Annotated in this window: 18 protein-coding genes and 1 pseudogene; 9 read left to right on the forward strand and 10 right to left on the reverse strand. The window is 64.3% G+C overall.

Annotated elements, in window-relative coordinates; genetic code table 11:
• The first annotated feature begins 101 nt into the window (after positions 1-101).
• From CH285_RS07610 to CH285_RS07625, 4 genes are read left to right on the forward strand one after another with little or no spacing between them, the layout of a single operon-like run.
• Positions 102-1,592: a SulP family inorganic anion transporter gene (locus CH285_RS07610; RefSeq protein ID WP_094643599.1), complete on the forward strand. Its 1,491-nt coding sequence runs from the start codon at positions 102-104 to the stop codon at positions 1,590-1,592.
• Positions 1,593-1,649: 57 nt separating this feature from the next.
• Positions 1,650-3,188, forward strand: coding sequence for a flavin-containing monooxygenase (locus CH285_RS07615; RefSeq protein WP_255032458.1), 1,539 nt, complete (start codon positions 1,650-1,652; stop codon positions 3,186-3,188).
• Complete coding sequence (locus tag CH285_RS07620) at positions 3,185-4,030, forward strand: SDR family NAD(P)-dependent oxidoreductase (protein ID WP_032369524.1); 846 nt, start codon at positions 3,185-3,187, stop codon at positions 4,028-4,030. Before CH285_RS07615 ends, CH285_RS07620 begins: the two co-directional genes overlap by 4 nt.
• Complete coding sequence (locus CH285_RS07625) at positions 4,027-4,674, forward strand: TetR/AcrR family transcriptional regulator (RefSeq protein ID WP_032390271.1); 648 nt, start codon at positions 4,027-4,029, stop codon at positions 4,672-4,674. Before CH285_RS07620 ends, CH285_RS07625 begins: the two co-directional genes overlap by 4 nt.
• Before the next feature lie 7 nt (positions 4,675-4,681).
• Here CH285_RS07625 and CH285_RS07630 read toward each other — a convergent pair whose 3' ends face one another.
• The 3 genes from CH285_RS07630 to CH285_RS07640 are packed head-to-tail and all read right to left on the reverse strand — an operon-like array spanning position 4,682 to position 8,506.
• Complete coding sequence (locus tag CH285_RS07630; RefSeq protein WP_032390270.1) at positions 4,682-5,950, reverse strand: glucarate dehydratase family protein; 1,269 nt, start codon at positions 5,948-5,950, stop codon at positions 4,682-4,684.
• Positions 5,950-6,876, reverse strand: coding sequence for a 5-dehydro-4-deoxyglucarate dehydratase (locus tag CH285_RS07635; protein WP_032374779.1), 927 nt, complete (start codon positions 6,874-6,876; stop codon positions 5,950-5,952). The genes CH285_RS07630 and CH285_RS07635 overlap by 1 nt, the downstream gene beginning before the upstream one ends.
• Positions 6,877-6,907: 31 nt before the next feature.
• Positions 6,908-8,506, reverse strand: a complete 1,599-nt coding sequence (locus CH285_RS07640; RefSeq protein WP_032390269.1) for an aldehyde dehydrogenase (NADP(+)) — start codon at positions 8,504-8,506, stop codon at positions 6,908-6,910.
• A gap of 288 nt (positions 8,507-8,794) precedes the next feature.
• Here CH285_RS07640 and CH285_RS07645 point away from each other — a divergent pair, with 288 nt between their 5' ends.
• From CH285_RS07645 to CH285_RS07655, 3 genes and pseudogenes are all read left to right on the forward strand, one after another.
• Complete coding sequence (locus CH285_RS07645) at positions 8,795-10,141, forward strand: enolase C-terminal domain-like protein (RefSeq protein ID WP_052067120.1); 1,347 nt, start codon at positions 8,795-8,797, stop codon at positions 10,139-10,141.
• Positions 10,142-10,170: 29 nt separating this feature from the next.
• Positions 10,171-11,123, forward strand: a pseudogene (locus CH285_RS07650) (2-hydroxyacid dehydrogenase).
• A gap of 73 nt (positions 11,124-11,196) precedes the next feature.
• Positions 11,197-12,396 carry an L-talarate/galactarate dehydratase gene (locus CH285_RS07655; protein WP_032374782.1) on the forward strand — a complete coding sequence of 400 codons (1,200 nt, stop codon included), beginning with the start codon at positions 11,197-11,199 and terminating at the stop codon, positions 12,394-12,396.
• 63 nt (positions 12,397-12,459) lie between these two features.
• Here the strand turns inward: CH285_RS07655 and CH285_RS07660 are convergent, their stop codons facing one another.
• The 6 genes from CH285_RS07660 to CH285_RS07685 all read right to left on the reverse strand — a co-directional run bounded on the left by CH285_RS07660 (position 12,460) and on the right by CH285_RS07685 (position 18,787).
• Complete coding sequence (locus tag CH285_RS07660; RefSeq protein WP_027495322.1) at positions 12,460-13,257, reverse strand: IclR family transcriptional regulator; 798 nt, start codon at positions 13,255-13,257, stop codon at positions 12,460-12,462.
• A 63-nt stretch (positions 13,258-13,320) separates the two neighbouring features.
• Positions 13,321-14,481, reverse strand: coding sequence for an enolase C-terminal domain-like protein (locus tag CH285_RS07665; protein ID WP_027495323.1), 1,161 nt, complete (start codon positions 14,479-14,481; stop codon positions 13,321-13,323).
• A gap of 13 nt (positions 14,482-14,494) precedes the next feature.
• A complete protein-coding gene (locus CH285_RS07670; protein WP_027495324.1) occupies positions 14,495-15,817 on the reverse strand; it encodes an ABC transporter substrate-binding protein in 1,323 nt (440 codons plus the stop codon).
• A 26-nt stretch (positions 15,818-15,843) separates the two neighbouring features.
• The gene (locus CH285_RS07675) at positions 15,844-16,725 is read right to left on the reverse strand and encodes a carbohydrate ABC transporter permease (protein WP_027495325.1); all 882 of its coding nucleotides are present in this window, start codon (positions 16,723-16,725) and stop codon (positions 15,844-15,846) included.
• A 5-nt stretch (positions 16,726-16,730) separates the two neighbouring features.
• The gene (locus CH285_RS07680; protein ID WP_048317892.1) at positions 16,731-17,681 is read right to left on the reverse strand and encodes a carbohydrate ABC transporter permease; all 951 of its coding nucleotides are present in this window, start codon (positions 17,679-17,681) and stop codon (positions 16,731-16,733) included.
• A 185-nt stretch (positions 17,682-17,866) separates the two neighbouring features.
• A complete protein-coding gene (locus CH285_RS07685; protein ID WP_255032459.1) occupies positions 17,867-18,787 on the reverse strand; it encodes a hypothetical protein in 921 nt (306 codons plus the stop codon).
• Positions 18,788-18,936: 149 nt separating this feature from the next.
• Here CH285_RS07685 and CH285_RS07690 point away from each other — a divergent pair, with 149 nt between their 5' ends.
• Positions 18,937-20,106: a hypothetical protein gene (locus CH285_RS07690; protein ID WP_230597480.1), complete on the forward strand. Its 1,170-nt coding sequence runs from the start codon at positions 18,937-18,939 to the stop codon at positions 20,104-20,106.
• Between the two features lie 81 nt (positions 20,107-20,187).
• Here CH285_RS07690 and CH285_RS07695 read toward each other — a convergent pair whose 3' ends face one another.
• A complete protein-coding gene (locus CH285_RS07695) occupies positions 20,188-21,012 on the reverse strand; it encodes an NAD-dependent epimerase/dehydratase family protein (protein WP_027495329.1) in 825 nt (274 codons plus the stop codon).
• Between the two features lie 148 nt (positions 21,013-21,160).
• Between CH285_RS07695 and CH285_RS07700 the strand changes: the two genes are divergently transcribed.
• Positions 21,161-22,240 carry an ABC transporter ATP-binding protein gene (locus CH285_RS07700; RefSeq protein ID WP_027495330.1) on the forward strand — a complete coding sequence of 360 codons (1,080 nt, stop codon included), beginning with the start codon at positions 21,161-21,163 and terminating at the stop codon, positions 22,238-22,240.
• Positions 22,241-22,289: the final 49 nt, after the last annotated feature.

A 22,289-nucleotide genomic window follows, 5' to 3' on the forward strand; every position in this document is an offset into this window, starting at 1 on the left:
GGCTCCGCGGAGTAAGCCTTCGGGCGCCGCGATGCGCCCACCCGTGGATGAGACCGGCCGTTCGTCGGCACGTCCCATCCATCGATCACGAATGGAGAGATATGAGCGACTCCGCCGAGCGGATTCCGACCGTCATGGGTGCCTTGCGGTCCCCCCGAATGCTGAAGACCGAGGTGCTGGCCGGCCTCGTCGTCGCACTGGCGCTGATTCCTGAAGCCATTGCTTTCTCGATCATTGCCGGCGTCGATCCGCGAGTCGGGCTGTTCGCGTCGTTCACGATGGCCGTCTCCATCGCCTTCCTCGGCGGTCGCCCCGCGATGATCTCGGCCGCCACCGGTGCCATTGCGCTGGTCATCGCTCCGGTCGCCAAGCAGTACGGCCTCGACTACTTCATCGCCACCGTCATCCTCGCCGGCCTCGTGCAGGTGGTTTTCGGCGTCCTCGGTGTCGCCAAGTTGATGCGCTTCATTCCGCGCAGCGTCATGGTCGGCTTCGTCAACGCACTGGGAATACTGATCTTCACCTCGCAGTTCCCGTCACTCATCGGGGTGCCGTGGCTGGTCTACCCGCTGGTGGCGGTCGGTCTGCTGATCATGTTCCTGCTGCCCAAGATCACCTCCGTCGTTCCCGCGCCGCTAGTGGCCATCGTCCTGCTGACGGTCGCCACGGTCGTATTCGCGCTCAATGTCCCGAACGTCGGCGACGAAGGTGAGCTGCCGTCGAGCCTTCCCGAACTGCTGATCCCCGACGTGCCGCTGAACGTCGAGACGCTGAGCATCGTCGCGCCCTACGCGATCGCGATGGCCATCGTCGGTTTGCTCGAGTCCCTGCTCACCGCCAAGCTCGTCGACGACGTCACCGACACGCACTCGAACAAGACCCGCGAGAGTTGGGGCCAGGGCGCAGCCAACGTCATCACCGGCTTCTTCGGTGGCATGGGTGGTTGCGCGATGGTCGGCCAGACGATGATCAACGTCAAAGCCTCGGGTGCCCGGACCCGCATCTCCACGTTCCTGGCCGGGGTGTTCCTGCTGATTCTGGTGGTTGGTCTCGGCAACATCGTGGCGCTGATCCCGATGGCCGCACTCGCCGCCGTCATGATCATGGTTGCGATCGGCACGATGGATTGGCACAGCATTCACCCGAAGACGTTGCGGCGCATGCCCAAGAGCGAAACAGCAGTCATGCTGGCAACCGTGGTCGTCACCGTCGCCACCCACAATCTTGCGTACGGCGTCATCGTCGGCGTCGTCACTGCAATGGTGCTGTTCGCTCGGCGGGTGGCGCACCTGACCGAGGTCGTCGACGTAGCGCATCCGGACGAGGACACCCGCATGTACGCGGTGAGGGGCGAGCTGTTCTTCGCGTCCAGCAACGATCTGATCTACCAGTTCGACTACTTGGGCGATCACGAGAACGTCATCATCGATCTCAGTGATGCCCACATCTGGGACGCGTCCACGGTCGCGACCCTCGATGCCATCACGACGAAGTACGAGGCGAAGGGCAAACGCGCCACGATCATCGGGCTGAACGCGCCCTCGGCCGAACGGCACGGTCGATTGAGCGGACAGCTGTCGAGCGGGCATTGACTCACGAGACTGCAATCGCGGAACCATTGCGGAATCGAGCGTCATCACTTTAATGTGATGACACGCAACATCGGATTGCATCTTGTGCTGGAGGGGTTCGTCGACATGCGTATTCACACCGTGGTGATCATCGGTAGCGGCTTCGGAGGTCAATGCGCCGCCAAAGCCCTGCTCGACCGCGGTATCGACGACCTCGTCATTCTCGAGCGAAGGCCCTTTCTCGGTGGGACCTGGAAGCAGAATCGCTACCCGGGCGCGGCAGTCGACGTGCAGAGTCCCCTGTACTCCATTGCCTCCGAGCCGTTCGAGTGGTCGCGCATGTTCGCCGAGCGGGAGGAACTCGAGCGCTACACCCAGCACGTGCTCGAGTCCAACGGGCTGCCGCAACGCACACATGCCGACACCGACGTTCAGAAGATCCAATGGGTCGCCGATCACTGGCTGATCACCACATCGCGCGGTGATTACGCAGCGAAGTTCGTCGTCAATGCGTCCGGGCCGCTCAGCACCCCGGTGATCCCGCCATTCTCGGGCCGAGAGGCGTTCCGCGGCAAGCAGTTCCACACCAACGACTGGGACACCTCCTACGATCACGCCGGAAAACGGGTAGCCATCGTCGGTAGCGGTGCCAGCGCCGCACAGGTGATCCCCGCGATCCAGCCCGACGTCGAGGCGTTGCACGTCTTCCAGCGCACGCCACACTGGGTGATGCCGCGTCACGATCGCGAATTCACGCCGCTGCAAAGAAAATTGCTGCGATTCGAGCCCATTCGACGGCTGGTGCGAGCCGGCATCTACTGGAGTCTCGAGACCCGCATCATCGGATTCAAGTACTCGCGGCGGATGCTGAAAGCCGTTGCCCAGCGGACTGCCCTGAAGCACATCGAGTCTCAGGTTCCGGACTCCCAGCTTCGGGCGAAAGTCACCCCCGACTACACCATCGGGTGCAAGCGCGTGCTGCTCTCCAACACGCTGTATCCCGCTCTGGGAGAAGCGAACGTGACCCTGCACGACAAGAACGACGGTATCGCCGATATCACCGAAACCGGGATCGTGACCACCTCGGGGGAACACGTCGACGTCGACCTGCTGGTGTGGTCGACCGGATACGACGCCACCGACGGGGTCATCTCGTATCCGGTGATCGGGCGGGACGGCTGGGCGCTGTCCGAGGTCTGGGATCCCTACCCCCGCGCTTACCTCGGCACCACGATTCCCGGTTTCCCCAACCTGTTCGTGGTCACCGGACCGAACACCGGAATCGGGCACACCTCCGCCATCTTCCTCATCGAGGCGCAGATGGAGTACATCGTGCGGGCCATCGACGCCGTCCGACAGGTGGGCGCGACCGCCATCGAGGTCACCGCCGTCGCCGAGCAGGAGTACACCGAGACGATTCACCGCGAGATGGACGGCACCGTCTGGAAGGACGGCGGCTGCCATAGCTGGTACCAGTCGAAGTCCGGCCATGTCGTGGCCATGTTCCCCGGCTTCAGCTTCACTTTCCGCCGGTGGGCCAAACGTTTTCGGCCGGAAGCCCATCACATCCACCGGTCGTCCACCGCGGTGACGACGAAGGACGAGGTGTCGGCATGAAGAATCATTCGGGCCAGGTAGCGCTGATCACCGGGGCGGCAGGCGGTATCGGCTCTGCTGTGGCGGCAGCACTGCATCGGCGCGGTGCCTCGATCGTTCTGGTCGACATGGAGTCGACCGATCTCGAATCGGTTGCTGCGAAGCTGGGCAACCAGCGCGTAGCGATCGCCCATGCCGACGTCACCGTGCGAGAGCAACTCGACGCGGCGGTTGCCACCGCGATCCAGACGTTCGGCACGCTCGACATCGTGATGGCGAATGCGGGAATCTCCAGCGGTGCACGGGCATCGACGATCCGTTCCGTCGACGATGGTGTGTTCGAGAGAGTCATCGGGGTCAATCTCGTCGGTGTGTGGAACACGGTGCGAGCGGCGCTGCCGCACATCGTCGAGTCCGGGGGCTACGTGCTGCTCACCTCCTCGACGTACGCCTATCTCAACGGTCTGGCGAACGCACCGTACGCGGCCTCGAAGGCGGCGGTGGAACAACTCGGCCGCGCTCTGCGTGCGGAACTCGCGGGCACGAAAGCGACAGCGGGAGTGCTGTATCCGGGGTGGGTGGCGACGCCGATCGCCGACGTGGCGTTCGGCGGCGACACCATTGCGACGGCGATGACCGCACGGTCCTTTCCCTCGCCACTGCTCCGCCCGATCACACCGGACAAGCTTGCCCGCGTGGCCGTACGAGGCATCGGACGCCGGGCGGCGCGCATCGCCGTGCCCGGTCGCTGGATCCCGATCTCGATATTGCGCGGCATCGTCAACCCGATCATGGACGCCGCGATGGAGCGGGATGCCGAATTGATCCGTCTGACTGCCGAACTGGATGCCCGGCGGTCATGAGCACCGTGTCCGAAGCGGCCGGCCGCGCCTACGGCGGTGAAAGCGCGGCCGACCGCGACGATCGCAGGCGGCGACAGCTGCTGGACGCGGGACTGCGGGTGTTCGGCAGCGTCGGGTACCGCGCTGCGACCGTCCGTGGACTGTGCCGCGAGGCCAAGATCGCCGACCGGCACTTCTATCAGTATTTCGACAAGACCGAGGATCTTCTGCTCGCCGTCTACGCGGAATGCATTGCACGCCTGACCGACTCCGTGTCCGAGGCCATGGCCGAGGTGGATCCGGACGGCGACCTGAAAGCGGTGGCCGAACACTTGCTCGAACCGTTCTTCCGAGTCGTCGAGGACCCGCACCTCGCCCGGGTGGTGTGGATGGAGGTGCTCGGCGTCAGCCCTCGCGTGGAGCAGACGTATCTGACGGTGATGCAGCAATTCGGCACCCTGCTGCTCGGCTACCTCCGCACGTTGGCCGGTGATGTGCCGTCGGGCCCCGATCTGGATGTCGACCTGCTCGCCACCGCTGCCATCGGCGCCATCAGCCACACCGCCATGACCTGGTACCAGAGCGGCTACGCCGCAGAACGACGCATCGTCGTCGCCACGATCGCGACCATGCTCGCCAATATCGTCGCGCCGCTGCAGACGTAGAGTCCGATCACCAACGCGGGCAGGTGTTCTCGAAGCGCGGATCGATGCTCTGCATGTATCCGGTGTCGTCGCGGTCACGAATTCCGCAGTCCAGGTACTGCTGATGCAGTGCCGCGAGCGCGTCCTCGTCGATCTCGATGCCCAGACCGGGTCCGGTGGGAACGGCCACTGCGCCGTCGACGAAGTTCAACACCCCCGGCACGACGACATCCTCGTTCTTCCAGGGCCAATGCGTGTCGCAGGCATAGGTCAAGTTCGGTGTCGCCGCTGCGAGATGAACCATGGCGGCCAGACTGATTCCGAGGTGGCTGTTCGAGTGCATCGACAGTCCCATCTCGAACGTCTCGCAGATTCCGGCGAGCAACCTCGATCGCTGCAGTCCACCCCAATAGTGATGGTCTGACAACACCACCTGCACCGAATCCTTCACCACGGCAGGCTTCAGGTGATCGAAGGCAACGACACACATGTTCGTCGCCAGCGGCACCTTGGCTTCGCGCGCGACCTCGGCCATCCCGTCGAGCCCGGGCGTGGGATCTTCGAGATATTCGACGATGCCGTCGAGTTCGGCGGCTACCCGGATGGATGTGTCGACAGTCCAGGCGGCGTTGGGATCCAACCGCAACGGTAGCTCCGGGAACGCCTCACGAAGAGCCTTGATTCCGGCGATCTCCTCGTCGGGTGGAAAGACGCCGCCCTTGACCTTGACGGCCCCGAAGCCGTACTCGTCGATCATCTTTCGGGCCTGACGAACCAATCCGTCCGGATCGATCGCCTCACCCCATTCGTCGGGCTCCTGGCCGGGATGAGCTGCCCACTTGTAGAACAGATACGCACTGAACGGAACGGAGTCCCGAACCTTGCCGCCGAGCAGGTCGGACACCGGTCGACCCAGGACCTTGCCCTGCAGGTCCAGGCACGCGATCTCGAACGGGGAGAACACCCGATCGGTGGTGCTGGCCGTGGTGATCATGCCTGCGACGCCGTCTCCGCCGGTGATCGACAGGGTTCCCAGAACGGCATCGATGGCATCTCGGATCTCGTTGAGCGCGAACACGTCCAGACCGGAGATGGCGGTGGAGGCCGCTTCCAGTCGAGCCAGATGAGCAGTGTCGGCGTACGTTTCACCGAGTCCGACGACACCGGCGTCGGTGTCCAGCTGAATTATCGCGCGGAGCGCATACGGCTGATGTACGCCGACGGTGTTGAGCAACGGAGGATCGACGAAGGCGATCGGTGTGATTCGAGCGCCGGTGATCAGGACCGGTTCTTGCATCAGTGCACCGCAAGCTCGTCTGCCAGCACGGCCCGGCCGGCGGCAACGATTGCGGTGAGTTCCTCGAGGTGCGGTGCGCTGATGTCCACCAGGGGTGGGCGAACCGGCCCTGCTTCGATGCCCTCCATCGTCACGCCGGCCTTGATGAGGGAGACGGCGTAGCCGGGAACCTTGTCGCGCAAGCGCACGAGCGGGTGGAAGAACTCGCGGAGCAATGCGGCAGTGAGCTTTTCGTTTCCGCTGTCGAGAGAGCGGTAGAACGCCAGTGCCAGTTCGGGTGCGAACGCGAATGTCGCGGAGGAGTACAGCGTGACACCGATCGCTCGGTACGCCTGCTGGGAGACCTCGGCGGTCGGTAGTCCGTTGAAGAACTGGAAGGGCTTGCCCGACGGCTCCAGAGCGTCCAGTACCGCGCGGACGATGCGGCCGACCTGGTCGAGATCGCCGGTGCCATCCTTGAATCCGACGACCGTGGGAAGCTGCGCAACCTCGACGGCGGACTCCTCGGTGAAGCGAGCGTTGCCGCGGTTGTAGACGATCAGCGGCAGATCCGATGCGGCGGCAACGGCCTTGGTGTAGTTGACGAGACCGGCTTGCGGCATCGTCACCAGGTACGGCGGCAGCAACAGGATGCCGTCGGCTCCGTTGGCCTTCGCCGCGTGTGCGAATGCCTTTGCCTGCGCGACGGATCCGCCTGCACCGGCGTAGACAGGAACGCGGCCTGCGACGCTGTCGACTGCGGTACGGACGATCTTGCCGAACTCCTCGAGTTCGAGGGCGTGGAATTCGCCGGTGCCGCAGGCAATGAACACTCCACCGGGTCCCGCGTCGACACCCTTCGTGATGTGAGCGGCCAGGAGGTCGTAATCGACCTCACCGGATGCGGTGAACGGGGTGACGGGGAAGAACAGAACTCCGTCGAGCATGGGGGTCTCCTCGAGAACTAGGTTGGGTGTGTCAGTCTTGGGTGAGCTGGCCGTCGATGCGGCGGAAGATGCCGTCCGGATTTCCGTCTGCGATGGCGTTGGGCAACAACGATTTCGGTACGTCCTGGTACGCGACCGGGCGCAGGAAGCGTTCGATCGCGAGCGATCCGACCGACGTGGTGCGGGAGTCCGAGGTCGCGGGGAACGGCCCGCCGTGCACCATGGCATGGCCGACCTCGACTCCGGTGGGCCATCCGTCGAACAGGATCCGGCCGGCCTTGAGTTCGAGCACCGAGAGCAGCTTTCCGGCCTCGGAATGATCGGATTCGTCGGCATGAATGGTGGCGGTGAGCTGACCTTCGAGCTGTGACGCCACCCGCCGAACCTGCTGGGCATCTGCACAGCGCACGACGAGGCTCGACGCGCCGAACACCTCGGCCTGCGCTGCCTCCGAGGTGAGGAACGTGGCCGCATCGGTGTCGAACAGCGCTGCGCGGCAGGCATTCGGGGCGTCGGTGTCGGTGCCTCGGGCGATCTCGGTGACCGCGTCGGACAGCGTGGCGACGCCGTCCGCGTAACTCGACGCGATGTTCGGGGTCAGCATCGTGGTGGGGGCGGATTCCTGTACCGCTGTCGTCGCTGCCTCGGTGAAGGACCGCAGTCCGGGCCCGTCGACGGCGATGACAAGACCGGGGTTGGTGCAGAACTGACCCGAGCCCATCGTCAGCGATGCGACGAACGCGCGGCCCAATTCGGCTCCACGGGTGGCGAGTGCACCGTCCATGACGAACACCGGGTTGATGGAACTCATCTCGGCGTACACCGGGATGGGCTCACGACGACCCGCCGCAGCAGCAACGAGAGCTGTTCCACCCGAACGCGATCCGGTGAATCCGACGGCCTTGATGCGAGGGTCGGTCACCAGAGCGGTGCCGAGTCCGCGGCCGGAGCCGAAGAGCAACGAGAATGTGCCGGAGGGCATTCCGGTGGAGATAACCGCGTCGGTGATGGCGCGGGCGACCAGCTCGGACGTTCCTGGATGGGCGTCGTGTGCTTTGACCACTACGGGGCATCCGGCCGCGAGGGCAGAGGCGGTGTCGCCACCGGCGACGGAGAAGGCGAGGGGGAAGTTGCTGGCACCGAACACAGCAACCGGCCCGAGGGGGATCTGACGCTGACGGATGTCTGCACGCGGCAGCGGGCTGCGCTCGGGCTGGGCGGGGTCTATGCGGGCTCCGTTCCAACTGCCCTCGCGCAGAACCGAAGCGAACAGACGGAGTTGACCGGTGGTGCGGCCGACCTCGCCGGTGATGCGTGCCAGCGGCAGACCGGACTCGGCGACCGTCCGCTCGATGAGCGTGTCGCCCAGGGCCGCGATGTTGTCGGCGATGGTCTCGAGAAACCGTGCGCGAGTGTCCGACGAGGTAGCGCGGTAGTCGGCGAAGGCGTCGGCCGCTGCGGCACAGGCGCGCTCGACATCCGAGTCGTCGCCGTGGCCGTAGGCGGGTTCGAGATTCTCTCCGGTACCGGGATCGATTCCGTGAATCTGCGTCCCGGCACCGAAAACCGGAACGCCGGCGATGATCATCCGACCGGTGAGGTCGGTGGACTGTGTCGTCGACGCTGTCATGGGGTGACTCCTAAGGCAGTGGTGCGGTACGTGCAGTGACGCCGAGGCCGTGACCTGGCTCATAACTCACCACCGTAGGAGCCGGATCGATACATGTCCAAGTCTAAAAATGTTGTGTTTGATGCAGTCTCGGTATCGCCTCGTTGGCCGTCTACTCGAGCGTGGATGCCGGTCCTCGATACCTCGACTGCATCAGTCGATGCGCAGATGGTGTTGGACGGGAATCGATAGCTGGCCCTACTGTCGTCTGTGAGCCAAATCACCAGAGGTATGCGAGAAAGGTCGGGCATGGTCGTCCACACCAGCACCCCCGTCGTCACCGAAATGCGTGTCATTCCCATTGCCGGTCACGACGACATGTTGCTGAACCTCAGCGGCGCGCACGCGCCGTATTTCACCCGCAATCTGGTGGTGCTCACCGACTCGGACGGGCGCACCGGCGTCGGCGAAGTGCCGGGCGGGGAGCCGATTCGGCAGACGCTCGAAGACGCGCGCGTGCTGGTCGAGGGGCAGAACATCGGCCGGTACAACGCGGTGCTGGCCGCCATGCGTCGCGCGTTCGCAGATCGTGATGCCGGTGGCCGCGGCGCGCAGACGTTCGATCTGCGGATCGCCATTCATGCGGTGACCGCGGTGGAATCGGCATTGTTGGATCTGCTCGGTCAGCATCTCGGCGTCAGCGTCGCGGCGTTGTTGGGCGAGGGGCAGCAGCGCGAGAAGGTGCAGGCGCTGGGCTACCTGTTCTTCGTCGCCGATCGCAACAAGACCGATCTCGGTTACCGGAGCAGCGCCGACGAGGCGGCCGGAGCCGACGACTGGCTGCGGATCAGGCACGAGGAGGCGATGGATCCGGAGTCGATCGTGCGCCTGGCCGAGGCTGCGCAGGCACGCTACGGGTTCCAGGATTTCAAGCTCAAGGGTGGTGCACTGCCGGCACCCGAGGAGGCCGCCGCTGTTCGTGCTCTGGCCGAGCGCTTTCCCGAGGCGCGAATCACGTTGGATCCCAACGGCGGCTGGTTGCTGAAGGATGCGATCGAGACCTGCCGAGGGCTGCGTGACGTGCTGGCGTACGCCGAGGATCCCGTCGGCCCCGAGGGTGGTTTCTCGGGCCGCGAGGTGATGACGGAGTTCAAGCGGGCCACCGGGTTACAGACCGCGACCAATATGATCGCGACGGACTGGCGCGAGATGGGCCACACCGTCCGGTCCGGTGCCGTGGACATCCCGCTGGCCGATCCGCACTTCTGGACGATGGCCGGGTCGGTGCGTGTCGCGCAGCTCTGCGACGCGTGGGGCCTGACGTGGGGATCGCACTCCAACAACCACTTCGACGTCTCCCTGGCGATGTTCACGCACGTCGCTGCTGCAGCTCCCGGGAACATCACCGCCATCGACACCCACTGGATCTGGCAGGACGGGCAGCGAGTGACCAAGGAGCCGTTCACGATCGAGGATGGCTACCTCACGGTGCCCGACAAGCCGGGTCTGGGTGTCGAACTCGACTTCGAGCAGATCGATGCGGCGCACGAGCTGTACCAGAAGGAAGGACTGGGGGCCCGAGACGACGCCATCGGCATGCAGTACCTGATCGAGGGCTGGACGTTCGACAGCAAGCGACCGGCCCTCGTTCGATGAGTTCTGGTGCGTCGAGTTCTGGTGCGTCGATGAAGATCGTCGTCGGTGACCGCAACGTCGTGCCGCATCGCGAGCAGTTCGAGGCGGGTCTACCGGCGAACGCCGAGGTGGTGTGGAGCGTTCCCTTCGACGAGCAGGACGTGATCGCCCATCTCCACGACGCCGACGTCTATGTCGGCGGCAAGTTCAGCGCGGCCATGGGGGCGGCTGCCCCAAGGCTGCGGATGGTTCACGTTGCCGGCGCCGGTACCGACAACGTGGATCGATCCGGAATGCGGCCCGATGTGCAGGTGTGCAACACTTTCACCACGAGCAGTCGATTGCCGAATACGTCGTCGCGGCAACGGTGATGTTGCGACGAAAGTTCCTGCAGCAGGACCGCGCCCTCCGCTCGGGATTGTTTGCCACGTCCGTGTACGACCCGACCATCCCGCAGCCGTTGTCGCTGAGCGGTGCGCGGATCGGGTTCGTCGGGTTCGGACACATCGGCCGGCAGACCTGGCAGCTGTTTCGGGCATACTGGGCAACCGGTGCTGCCGTCACCGGGAGCGGTCGGGCTTCGGACGAGGCTCTCGAATGGGTCTCGGATGCACAGGATTTGGGAAAGCTTGCCGAGTTCGCCGATGTACTCGTGGTTTCCGCACCGCTGAACGAGCACACCCGCGGCATGATCGGTGCCGAGGAACTGTGCAGGCTGGGAAGCGGAGGGGTCGTTGTCAACGTCGGCCGAGGCCCGCTGATCCAGGAACAACCACTGTTCGACGCCCTCTCTCGCAACGAGATTGCAGCCGCCGCCATCGATGTCTGGTACAGCTACCCGGGGCCGGACGGGCGTGGTGAGCCCAGTTCCCTGCCGTTCCGCGAGCTGGAGAACGTGCTGATGACGCCGCACTCGTCGGGCGTCACGCATCACACGTTCGTCGGCCGGGTCGCCGACATCGCGTCGAACATCAATGCACTTGCCGTATCGATGGCCCGCTGAATTGTGTTGGACGCGTATAGAAACCCGAATTAGGCTGTGAGGCAGCACCCTTCGCAATCACAGGAGACGTGAGATGACAACGTACATCGACAAGCCCTCGAGCGGACTCACCGCGCCCGATGCGGCAATTCGGGCCCTCGCATCCGGTGACGCGTCCGTCGACAGCATCTCCGAGGTGACGCTGTCCTCGATCGTGCTGCCGCTGCGCAATCCGATCAGCGACGCCAAGGTTCTCACCGGTCGACAGAAGGCGATGACCGAGGTGGTGTTTCTGTTCGTCGAGATCCGTACCGAACAGGGCCATGAGGGAATCGGTTTCAGCTATTCGAAGCGGGCGGGTGGGCCTGCCCAGTTCGCGCACGCCCAGGAGATCGCGCCGGTGCTCATCGGTGAGGACCCGAACGATATCGGCAAGGTCTGGACCAAGTTGGTGTGGGCCGGAGCGTCGGTCGGCCGCAGTGGCGTTGCCACACAGGCCATCGCTGCGATCGATATTGCCCTGTGGGATCTCAAAGCCAAGCGTGCCGGGTTACCGCTGGCGAAGCTGATCGGCGCGTCCCGCGATTCGGTGCAGACGTACAACACCTCCGGTGGATTTCTGCATACTCCGATCGAGGAGGTCATGGACAACGCGGCCCGGTCGCTCGCGAACGGAATCGGCGGTATCAAACTGAAGGTGGGCCAACCTGATTGGCGCACCGACATCGCCCGCGTCACCGCGGTACGCGAGTTCCTCGGTGACGACGTCCCGCTGATGGTCGACGCGAATCAACAGTGGGATCGTCCGACGGCGAACCGCATGTGCCGCATCCTCGAGCAGTTCGACCTCGTCTGGATCGAAGAACCACTCGATGCCTACGACGCCGAGGGTCATGCGATGCTGGCCAGGAATTTCGACACCTCCATCGCGACGGGGGAGATGCTGGCCAGCGTCGGCGAGCATGTCCGTCTCCTCGAGGCCGGCGCGGTCGACATCCTGCAGCCCGACGCACCCCGCATCGGCGGCATCACCCAGTTCCTGAAATTGGCCGGGCTGGCCGAACACCACAACGTGCAGCTCGCCCCGCACTTTGCGATGGAGATTCATCTGCACCTCGCAGCGGTGTACCCACTGCAGACCTGGGTGGAGCACTTCGACTGGTTGGACCCATTGTTCGACGAGCACCTCGAGACGCGGGACGGCCGGATGCACCTGTCCGCTCGCCCGGGGCTGGGATTCACATTGAGCGAGCAGGGCCGGGCCTGGACGGTGGCGAAGGCAGTGGTGCGCTGACGCGCATGTGCGCGGAAACTCGACCCCTGCTACGAAGTTCCGCGCACGTGCCGCGAAGCGGCTCTACCGCACTCCCTCGGCTCGCAGTTCTCGGGCCCAGGCCGCAGCATGGTCGGTGAGGACGCCCGCGATGCGTTCGAGTTCGCCCGGGTACGACGCGACTTCGGCAGGCATGGAGACGCTGAGTGCGTCGGTGGCCGGAATTCGGTACGGCACCACGGTCGCGATGCAGACGACGCCGGGGGTGCCCTGCTCCTGCTCCAGTGACCAGCCGCGGCGGCGAACCTGCGCGAGTTCGGCGATCAGGGCATCACGGTCGACGATGGTGTTCTCGGTGTACCGCTCGAGTTTCTTCGGCAGCAGCTGTGTCACCTCGTCGGTCGTGAGTTCGGCGAGCAGTGCTTGGCCGAGGGCGGTGACGTGGCACGGCAGCTTGCGTCCGACACGGTGCATGCGCCGCACCTCGAGCTTGGAACCGCGGCTGGCGAGGTAGATGACGCAATCCTCGTCGCGCCGGGCGAAGTGGACGGTGTGCCGGACGTCCGAGCGCAACGTCTCCAGTACCGCTGCGGCCCGACCGACGACGGAATCCTTGTCCAGGTAGGACGTGCCCGTGAGTAGCGCGTGAGTCCCGATGCCATATCGCGAACCGGATTCGTCGGCCTCGATCCAGCGGAGGTCTTTCAGCGTCCTGAGCAGTGCATGCAGACTCGACCGCGGATACCCGCAGGCCTCCTGGAGCTCGCCGAGACTCATGCGGGCGGGAGACGCGGCCAGGGTCTCGAGGATGTGGATCGTGCGTTCGGCGGACTTCACCGGCTGGCTCTCCGGCGCAGCTGTTGCCGTGACATCGTTCACCATGGAGACAGTGTCCCCCATGATGAACGACGGCTCATACGCGGACACGAATTTTGTGGACGGACATCAGTACTCGGCGACCAGATTGTTCGAGATGTACTCGAGGTCGATGTCCTCGCCCAGGCCCGGGCGGGTGGGCATCTGGACCATCCCGTTCGCGTCGATCGGATCGACGATGGACTTCAGATGCGGCGGCACCCAGTCGTAGTCCACCAGCGGATGCAGCAGGCCGCGCTCGTACCACTGGATGTTCGGAGCACCGCCGACGAGCGCGAGGTTGGGTGCGCCGTTGCCGTGGATCTCGCAGTCGAGTCCGAAGCCGTCGGCCATGTGCACCGTCTTGAGTGCAGGCGTGATGCCGCCGCCGTTCATCGCACCGACGCGCAGGATGTCGCAGGCATCGCTCGCAATCCAGTCCGCTCGCGAACGATGCCGACCTGGTGTGGTTTCGGGACCGATGACGGGTGTGGCGATCTGATCCGCCAGCCACTTGTAGGAGCGCATCGAGAATTCGTCCATGGGCTCCTCGAACCAATCGAACTTCAGCGCATCGAGTTCGCGGCCGAGCTTGAGAGCGTCGGTGCGGGAGTACCAGTGATAGCCGTCGAGCATCAACGAAAACCCGGGCCCGACGGCATCTCGTACCGCGGCGCAGGCCTCGATGTCCCGAGTCAGGTTCGGAGCCCCCTCCAGGGGTGGCATCCAGGTGTGCAGTTTGATTCCCTGATAGCCCTGATTCTTCAGTGCAACAGCAAAATCCGCGTACTCCTGGGGACTCGAAAGGCCGCCCTCGATGGTGTCTCCGCACATGGTGCTCGCGTAGGCCTTGACTTCACTTCGGGCTCCGCCCAGCAGCTTCCACACCGGGGTGTCGAATCGGTTGCCGGCCAGATCCCACAGGGCCTGATCGAGGTAGCTGCAGGTGTGTTCGGGAAGCTCGACGGCCCTGGTGCGTTGTCGAATCGCGAACTTGCGATCCATCTCCTCGCGATGCAGCGGGTCGGTACCGATCAGCACCGGCCGAAAGTGCTGCTCCACTTGATCTTCACGCAGATAGTTGGTCTTGCCCAGCACGTGCCCGCTGACTCCGTCGGAATCGGTGATGCGCAGCAAAGCCTGGGTTGTGGGTATCGACGGTCCGGGGTGTCGATGTCCGTAGGAGTCGACGGCGGTACGGGCCTCGGTCTTGAAGACCTGGACGGCAATCTCGGTGATGACGCTGGACATAGTAGTGGAACCCCTATTTACCCTGTCGGGCATCGTATTTGGCCTTGGAACGGTTGAGCTTCTCGGCGAAGTCGTCGGCGAAATCCTGGGCGCTGAGCTGTCCGATGAGCACCTTCTGCCACTGCCCGAGCATCTGAACCTGCACGATCTTTCCGAAATCGGGTAGATAGTCCGGCGGGGTGACCAGCACGGTCTTCGGATCGTCGAGGGCGGACTGGGCCGCCTGGACCGATGGCATCGTCTGGAAGGACGGTGCGGATCTGGCGGTGGCATTGACCGGGATTTGGCCGACGTTCTCGTTCCAATAGGCCTGCGAATCCGGCGAGGTCATGAACTCGAGGAACTTCCAGGCCGCTGCCTGGTGCTGGCTACTCTTGAACACTGTGTAGGAGGGGAACGGATCGGTCATCACCGTGCGGACGCCGTTGTCCGCGAGTGGAAGCGCAACGGCACCGACTTTGTCGCCGAGTGCCTTGCGGTGGTTGCTCAGTGATCCGAGGTTGTGCTGCATCATCGCAACCGAACCACCGCCGAAGCTGGCGACCATCTGTGGAAAACCGTTGTTGACGTCGGCGGTAGGTGTGTCGACGTCGTAGAGGGCCGCAAAACGTTCGATGGCGTCCACCATCTCGGGCCGGTTGACGGTGGATTCGCTACCGTCGAAGAAGTTGTCGATGCCGGTGGTGGCGAACATGTGCTGCAACAACGGGTAGATCGAGCCGGCACCGCCTCGGATGGTGAACCCGTAACGACCCGCGGACTTGTCGGTCAGTTCGTCTGCGGCTTCGTAGAATTCGTCCCAGGTATCCGGTGGCTCGATGCCGGCCTCCGCGAACCAGTCGGCTCGGTACCACAGCGTGGCGTTGTTACTGGTGAACGGCAGACCGTACAGGTTCTCGCCGCCTCCGGACTCCATCGCCGACTCGATGATCTTCGGGTCGTACTGGTCCTTCTGCGGAGAGGCTGCCATGAAGTCGTCGAGCGGAATCACGGCACTCTGGGCAACGAGCGGTGCGAGGTACGCGGTGGATACGATGCCCAGATCGGGAGCCGACCCACCGGCGAGGGCTGTCTGATACTTCTGCTGGGCACTGTCGGACGGTAGACCGACGTATTCGATGTCGATGCCTGGGTTGATGTTCTCGAAGCGTCGAATCAGTTCCTCGTACAACGGGGTTCGATCAGGCCCGGCGTTGTTGTCCCAGAACGTGAGGGTTCCGCTGTTCGGATCGCCGAGGGCACCGTCGGGCAGGGAGGTCTCGGAACTGCAGGATGCCAGCACGAGCGTGGCCACCGCACCGACGAGGGTGGTGCGCAGCAGGGTGCGTCGATTCATGTCGATTCTCTTTCCGTACGTCATGATCAGCCCTTCACCGCACCGGCGCTGAGGCCTTGGACGAGGTACTTCTGGATGACGGCGAAGACCGCGACCACGGGCACTGCGGCGATCAGACCGCCGGCCGCGAGGACGCCGAAGTCGACGTTGTAGGAGCCGATCGTGTAGCTCAAACCGACTGGGAGAGTGAACTTGTCCTGGCTACTGATGAACATCAGACCGAACAGGAAGTTGTTCCAGCTGCCGATGAATGCGAAGGAACCGACGGCGATCAACCCGGGCCGCAGAAGCGGGAGCATGATGATTCGGAAGGCTTTCAGACGCGAGCAGCCATCGACCATCGCGGCCTCTTCGAGTTCGACGGGGATCTGAGAGATGAAGCCTGCCATCAGCATTGCTGCAAGTGGTAGTTGGAAGACGGTATCGGCGACGATGAGACCGAAGAGGTTGTTCACCAGGCCCATTTCGCGGAAAACCTGGAACAGCGGAATGAGCAGCATCGCGCCGGGGACGAACTGGCTGCACAGCAGAGCCATCACGAGGGGAATCTTGGCGCGGAATTTGAAGCGTGCCAACGCATAGCCGGTCGCCAGCGCGACGAAGGTGGTGAGCACGAGAGACAGGCCGGCCACGATGAGGCTGTTCTTGAAGAAGAAGCTGAAGCCGAGGGTGTTCCAGACGGTGTCGAAATGGTCGAGCGTGATAGGCCAGGGGAGCATCGAATTGGACCCGGCAGGCCGGAACGCGAAGACGATCATCCAGTAGAACGGGACGAGGGTGAAGAGCAGGTAGACGGCCAACGGAAGGCCGACGCTGAACACGCGGGGCTTTGCGCGATGCACGCGCACCTTCTCGGAGTGGTCCTGCGGCGGAGTGGTCACGACGGGACGGTCTGCGGTAGTGGTCATGTGCGTCAGGCCTTATCGCTGTTGAATTTGCTGAGGCGCAAGTAGAGGATCGAGCAGAAGAGCAGGATCACGAAGGCCACGGTGGTCAGAGCCGATCCGTACCCGAAGTCCTGCGCGGTGGTTGCGAGCTGAGAGACGTAGAGCGGCAACGTGGTTGTCACGTCGGCCGGTCCGCCCGCAGTGAGGGTGTAGAGAAGATCGACGTTGTTGAACTCCCAGACCCCGCGCAGCAGGGTGGACAGAATAATCACGGCTTTGAGGTGTGGCAGCGTCACGAACCGGAAGCGTTGCCAGCGGTTCGCGCCGTCCACGTTCGCGGCCTCGTACAGATCCTTGGGCGCACTCTGCAGTTCGGCCAGGATGAGAATGGCGAAGAACGGAACTCCGCGCCAGAGCTCGGCAACGCTGGTGGCCCAGAACGCGGTGTCCGGATCGGCGATCGGCGCGGCGGTACCGTCGCCGATGCCCATGTTGCCCAGCAGTTTGAACAATCCCGTCGACGGGTTGTAGATGAGCAGCCAGATGCCGGTGGTGAGCACCCCGGAGACGGCCCAGGGAGAGAACACCAGGGCACGGGCCAGGCCGCGTCCGCGGAACACCTCGTTGACCAGCAGGGCCAGTCCGAGGCCGAGGATCAGCTGGAACACGACCTGCACGCCCACCCACTTGGCGGTGACGACGAGGCTGTTCCAGAACAGGTCGTCGGCGAACATCAGCTTGAAGTTCTCCAGGCCCGCAAAGCCGTTGTCCCAAGGCGTCGTCGGGTTGTAGAACTGCAGGCTGTAGTAGAAGACGCTGCCGACCGGGTAGAAGATGAACACTGCCAGCAGGATGACGACGGGCGCGATCAGGATGTACGGGGCCGAGATGCGGCGCTTGCGTTTCGGTCGAACGGGAGGGATGGCCGCGCTGGACGCGCGGGTACCTCCCGACCGGGGTGGTGTGGTGGTGACCATGGGGACGCTCCGAAGCGTTCGGGGCCGGATGGAAAGCCGGCGAGCGGGTCTGGCGGGATGTCTTCCGACCCTGAGTGAGCCGGGTCGTGCAAGTTTTGTCTGTTCACATATCTGAACGAGCGTCTTCTATGTGAATTTCTGGACCAACTATGACGGCAGTCACAAGCGCTGTCAAGCATTCCCGGTCACACGTGCAGGCTCAACCAGCCGGCCGCCGCGTCCTGCATGGTCGTGGTGAATCGATGCGGTTCCGAAAACCATTGTGTGAACAGTGTTTCCGATTCTCCGTAGTCGCGGCGCAATGATGCCTCGGCGTCGCGCATGCCGGGGATGCCGAAATGGGAGTCCAGCTCAGCGAATTGGACCAACAATGGGGTCGGGGCTGCTGCCCCGGCGATCTCCGGCCAGTCGCACACCGCAGGCAGGCCCGGGGTGATCATCAACCAGGTGGTGTCGTCCGCGTGACCGTTCGCGATATCGGCGAACGTGCTCATCGATGCCGTAATCACTCCTGCCCGCAGGCGATCGCTGCACGCCAGTAGATGTGCGACGCGCACTCCGCCACCGGAGAAGCCGGCAGTGGCGATGCGGTGTGCGTCCACCTCGGGGCACTCCGTCATTACCTGCAGCGCGATCAGGTCCTCGCTCAGCACCTGCCCGGCCAATGAACTGCCCCGTAGCGCTGCCATTTTTGCGAGTCCGTGCTCGTGCTCGCGTGCGGCGGCCTCGTATCTCGGCAGCCCTTCCAGTTGGGCACCGGCACGTCGAGCCCGCTCGGGGAGGTCCTCCCACGGCACCCGGCGACTGCCCCACGGGAACACGTCGTGGACCAGGACTGCGAAACCCGCTGCAACCAGACGGGCGGCGGGCGCGCTGCCGCCGTATCCGCGCCTGCGCAACTCCTCGAGGTCGGGTGTCATGCCGTCAGGGCCCTCTGCCACCTTCTCCTTGCCGTAGAACTTCATCCCGTCGTGACCGTGCATGAGCAGGATCGCGGGCAGTGGAGTCTTTGCGTCCGGGGGCGTCAGCAGCCATGCGGACGTGTCATCCCAGTTCAGCTCCACGCCGGAGATGCCATCGCGTGTCCAGGTCCGACCGCGGGTCACGTGCGGACGCGAAGGATCGTCGAATGCCCCCAGGGCTCGCCGGATCTCTGCTCGTCGCGTGAATCGTGGACAGTTGGGCTCGAATTGTGTTCCCATGTGTGAACTCAGTTCTCTCTATCGAACAAATCAGCCATCGAAGGATGATCTTCATGACCGTCGACCGCATCGTCGCGCACGCCTACCCCTGGGACGTCCTGGGCGATCCGCATTTCGTCGAACGCGCCAACACACTCGGGGTGCACGAGATCTCGCTTGCCGCGACGTACCACTCCACCAGAGCGGCAACCCCGCTGCATCCGCAGCACAAAGTGGTCGACGCCCACCACGCAGCGCTGTATCGACCGGTTCGTCCCGACGCTTGGGCCGGGCACACGATCACTGCGCGGACGGCCGCCTGGGGCGGTGCCGAGGACGCGTTCGGCGAGGCAGCGGGTGTGCTGCGGGAGGCCGGATTCCTGGTGAACGCGTGGATCGTGCTGACACACAGCACAATTCTCGGCCACGCCCATCCCGAGGCGACCGTCGTCAACTGTTTCGGAGATGCCTATCGCTATGCCCTCGCACCAGGGCATCCCGACATCGTGCGTTACAGCGCCACGCTCGCGGCCGAAGCGATCCGCGGCGTCGAAGTACACGGGGTGTCCGTCGAGGCCTGCGGGCAGCTGGGCTTCGCTCATGTCGGACCACACGAGAAGACGGACGGCGCGTTCCCTGGCATCGGCGACACGCTGATGTCGATCAGCTGCACACAGCGGGAGCTCGACGCCTGGAGCGAACGAGGCGTCGACTCGGGGAAGGTGACGCACAAGCTGCGCGACGGTGTCGACGCCCTGTCGGCCGGAACCTTGCCTGCCGGTGCGGCGATCACGGACGTGTTGGCCGCCGACGAGATCGACGCGGTGCTCGCCGTCCGGCACGCCGACGCCGATCACCTTCGCGCGGAAGTGCTTGCCGCCGTGCGTGAACAGGCGCCGTCGGCACGCGTGACGCTGCACGGTCACCCGGATCCATGGAAGACCGGGCCTTCGCCTGCGTTGACCGCCTCCGCGCCCGCCGATGTCGATGCGGTGCTCGTGTCGGCCTGGCCGGGAACGGCCGAGACGGTGTCGGTGGTGCAGGCAACCCGCGCGGCCGTCGGCGACGGGGTGGACGTCGGTGCCTACGTATCGGTACTGCCGCCGAAGAAGCTGGACGAGGTCGCTGCGCATGTGGCCGCGACCCTCGACGCGGGGGCGAACGAGCTGCACCTCTATCACCTCGGTCTCGTCAATCGACCCCAGCTCGATGCGCTGGGGTCGATCGTCACAACGTATTCGTAGGGGTCGACAACGGGTGCTCCACTCGACCGGCCTCGGCGCGGAATCCCGCAGTCCGGGTGGTCGAGTGGAGCAGAGGGTGCATCACCGCATCCGTTGGCCGAGCGGGTGATCACAGAACGCGCCGCCGACTCGCTGCAGGATCGGATCGCTGAACGTCCACTCGTGTTCGGCCAGGAATTGCTCGGCGAACTGTTCCGCGTCGTCGCGAGGCAGGTATCCGATCTCCGCACCCTCGTTGCCCGACCACCATGCGCGCGAGTTCTTCGAGATTCCCCACACGGTGTGAAAACCTTTGGCGCTGTCCGACAGTGAGGCCTCGATCAGTCGCGCAGTGTCGGCGGGCGACATCCAGGTGGCCAGGCCGCGGTAGTTGGGCGGCGCGGCGAAGCTCGAACCGATACGCAGATTGACGACGTCGATACCGAAGCGGTCGTGGTACATCCGGCCGAGGGCTTCGACCGCTGCCTTGCTCCACCCGTAGAATCCGTCGGGTCGCGGAACGGCGTCGCCCGGAAGTGGCGAGTCGCCTGCCTCGTCGTGCGTCCAGAATCCGACTGCGTGATTGCTCGACGCCACCACTATCCGAGAAACCCCCTGCGCCACAGCGGCTTCGAAGACTGCCTGAGTGCCGTCGACGTTCACCGACAGAATGTTGGCCCACGAGTCCTCGGTGCTCAATCCCCCAAGGTGCAGGATTGCATCGACACCGTCCACCGCGGCGGCCACGGCAGCGCGATCGGTGACCGAACCTTGTACGAATTCCTCTGTGGCCGAATCGATGTCGGTGATCTCGGTGATATCGAACAGGCGCAGCGTGCGGCCGGGAGTCGCCAGTAGAGGCCTGAGCATCGCCCCCATGTTGCCTGCGGCCCCGGTGATGAGCACTCGTGAAACGGTGTCGGTCATTCTTCTCGAACTCCTTCGATGGAAACCTTGTAATGGGCATCACAGTAATACATACTTCTAAACGAAGTCAGCATTCTGGCATCCATTCACATACATGAATCTCACTCGGATCGTCCGGCACGTTCCTGCCGGTGAAGGGACCACCATCATGGCCACCGTTGCATTTCAGGGCGTCACCAAATTGTTTCCCGGCGGCGACAAAGCTGCAGTCGACCAGCTCGATCTCGACATCCAGGACGGTGAATTCCTCGTCCTCGTGGGCCCGTCCGGCTGCGGAAAGTCGACGTCGCTGCGCATGCTCGCCGGTCTCGAAGAAGTCGACAGGGGAGCCATCACCATCGGCGGCAAGGACGTCACCGACCATCAGCCCAAGGATCGAGACATTGCGATGGTCTTCCAGAACTACGCCCTGTATCCGCACATGACGGTCGGCGAGAACATGGGATTCGGACTTCGCATCGCCGGCGAGGACAAGGCCGAGATCAAGCGCCGCGTCGAGGACGCTGCCAAGATCCTCGATCTCACCAAATTCCTCGACCGCAAACCCAAAGCGCTCTCCGGCGGCCAGCGTCAGCGAGTCGCCATGGGCCGCGCCATCGTTCGCAAACCCCAGGTGTTCCTCATGGATGAGCCGCTGTCCAACCTCGACGCCAAACTTCGAGTGCAGACCCGCGCGCAGATCTCTGCACTGCAACGCAGGCTCGCCACGACGACCGTGTACGTCACCCACGATCAGGTCGAGGCCATGACGATGGGCGATCGCGTGGCCGTCCTCAAAGACGGTGTGCTGCAGCAGTGTGACTCGCCGAGGCGCATGTACGAACACCCGAACAACGTGTTCGTCGCCGGCTTCATCGGATCGCCTGCAATGAATCTGCTCGAGCTACCGCTCGTCGACGGCGGCGTCCGCTTCGGCGGTGAAGTGGTTCCGGTTCCCCGCTCCGCCATCGCCGGAATCGGCGAGAACACAGTGACGCTCGGTGTGCGGCCCGAGGACCTGCAGATCACCACCGGGGCAGGCCTCGAAGTGACCATCGACGTCGTCGAAGAACTCGGAGCCGACGCCTACGTCTACGGCCAGGCCGATATCAACGGCACGCGTCAGCCCATCGTCGTCCGCGCCGACGGCCGCATCCCACCGGAACGCGGATCGACGATCACGCTCTCCTACGCCGCCGAGCGCACCCACCTGTTCTCCACTGTGACCGGGGAGCGCTTGGTCGACTGATGCCGTAGGCGGTGGAGCGCTGACGTGCGCGGAAACTCGACCCCTGCTA

Source organism: Rhodococcus sp. 05-2256-B1 (genome assembly GCF_002258465.1).
GTDB classification, from domain to species: Bacteria; Actinomycetota; Actinomycetes; order Mycobacteriales; family Mycobacteriaceae; genus Rhodococcoides; species Rhodococcoides fascians.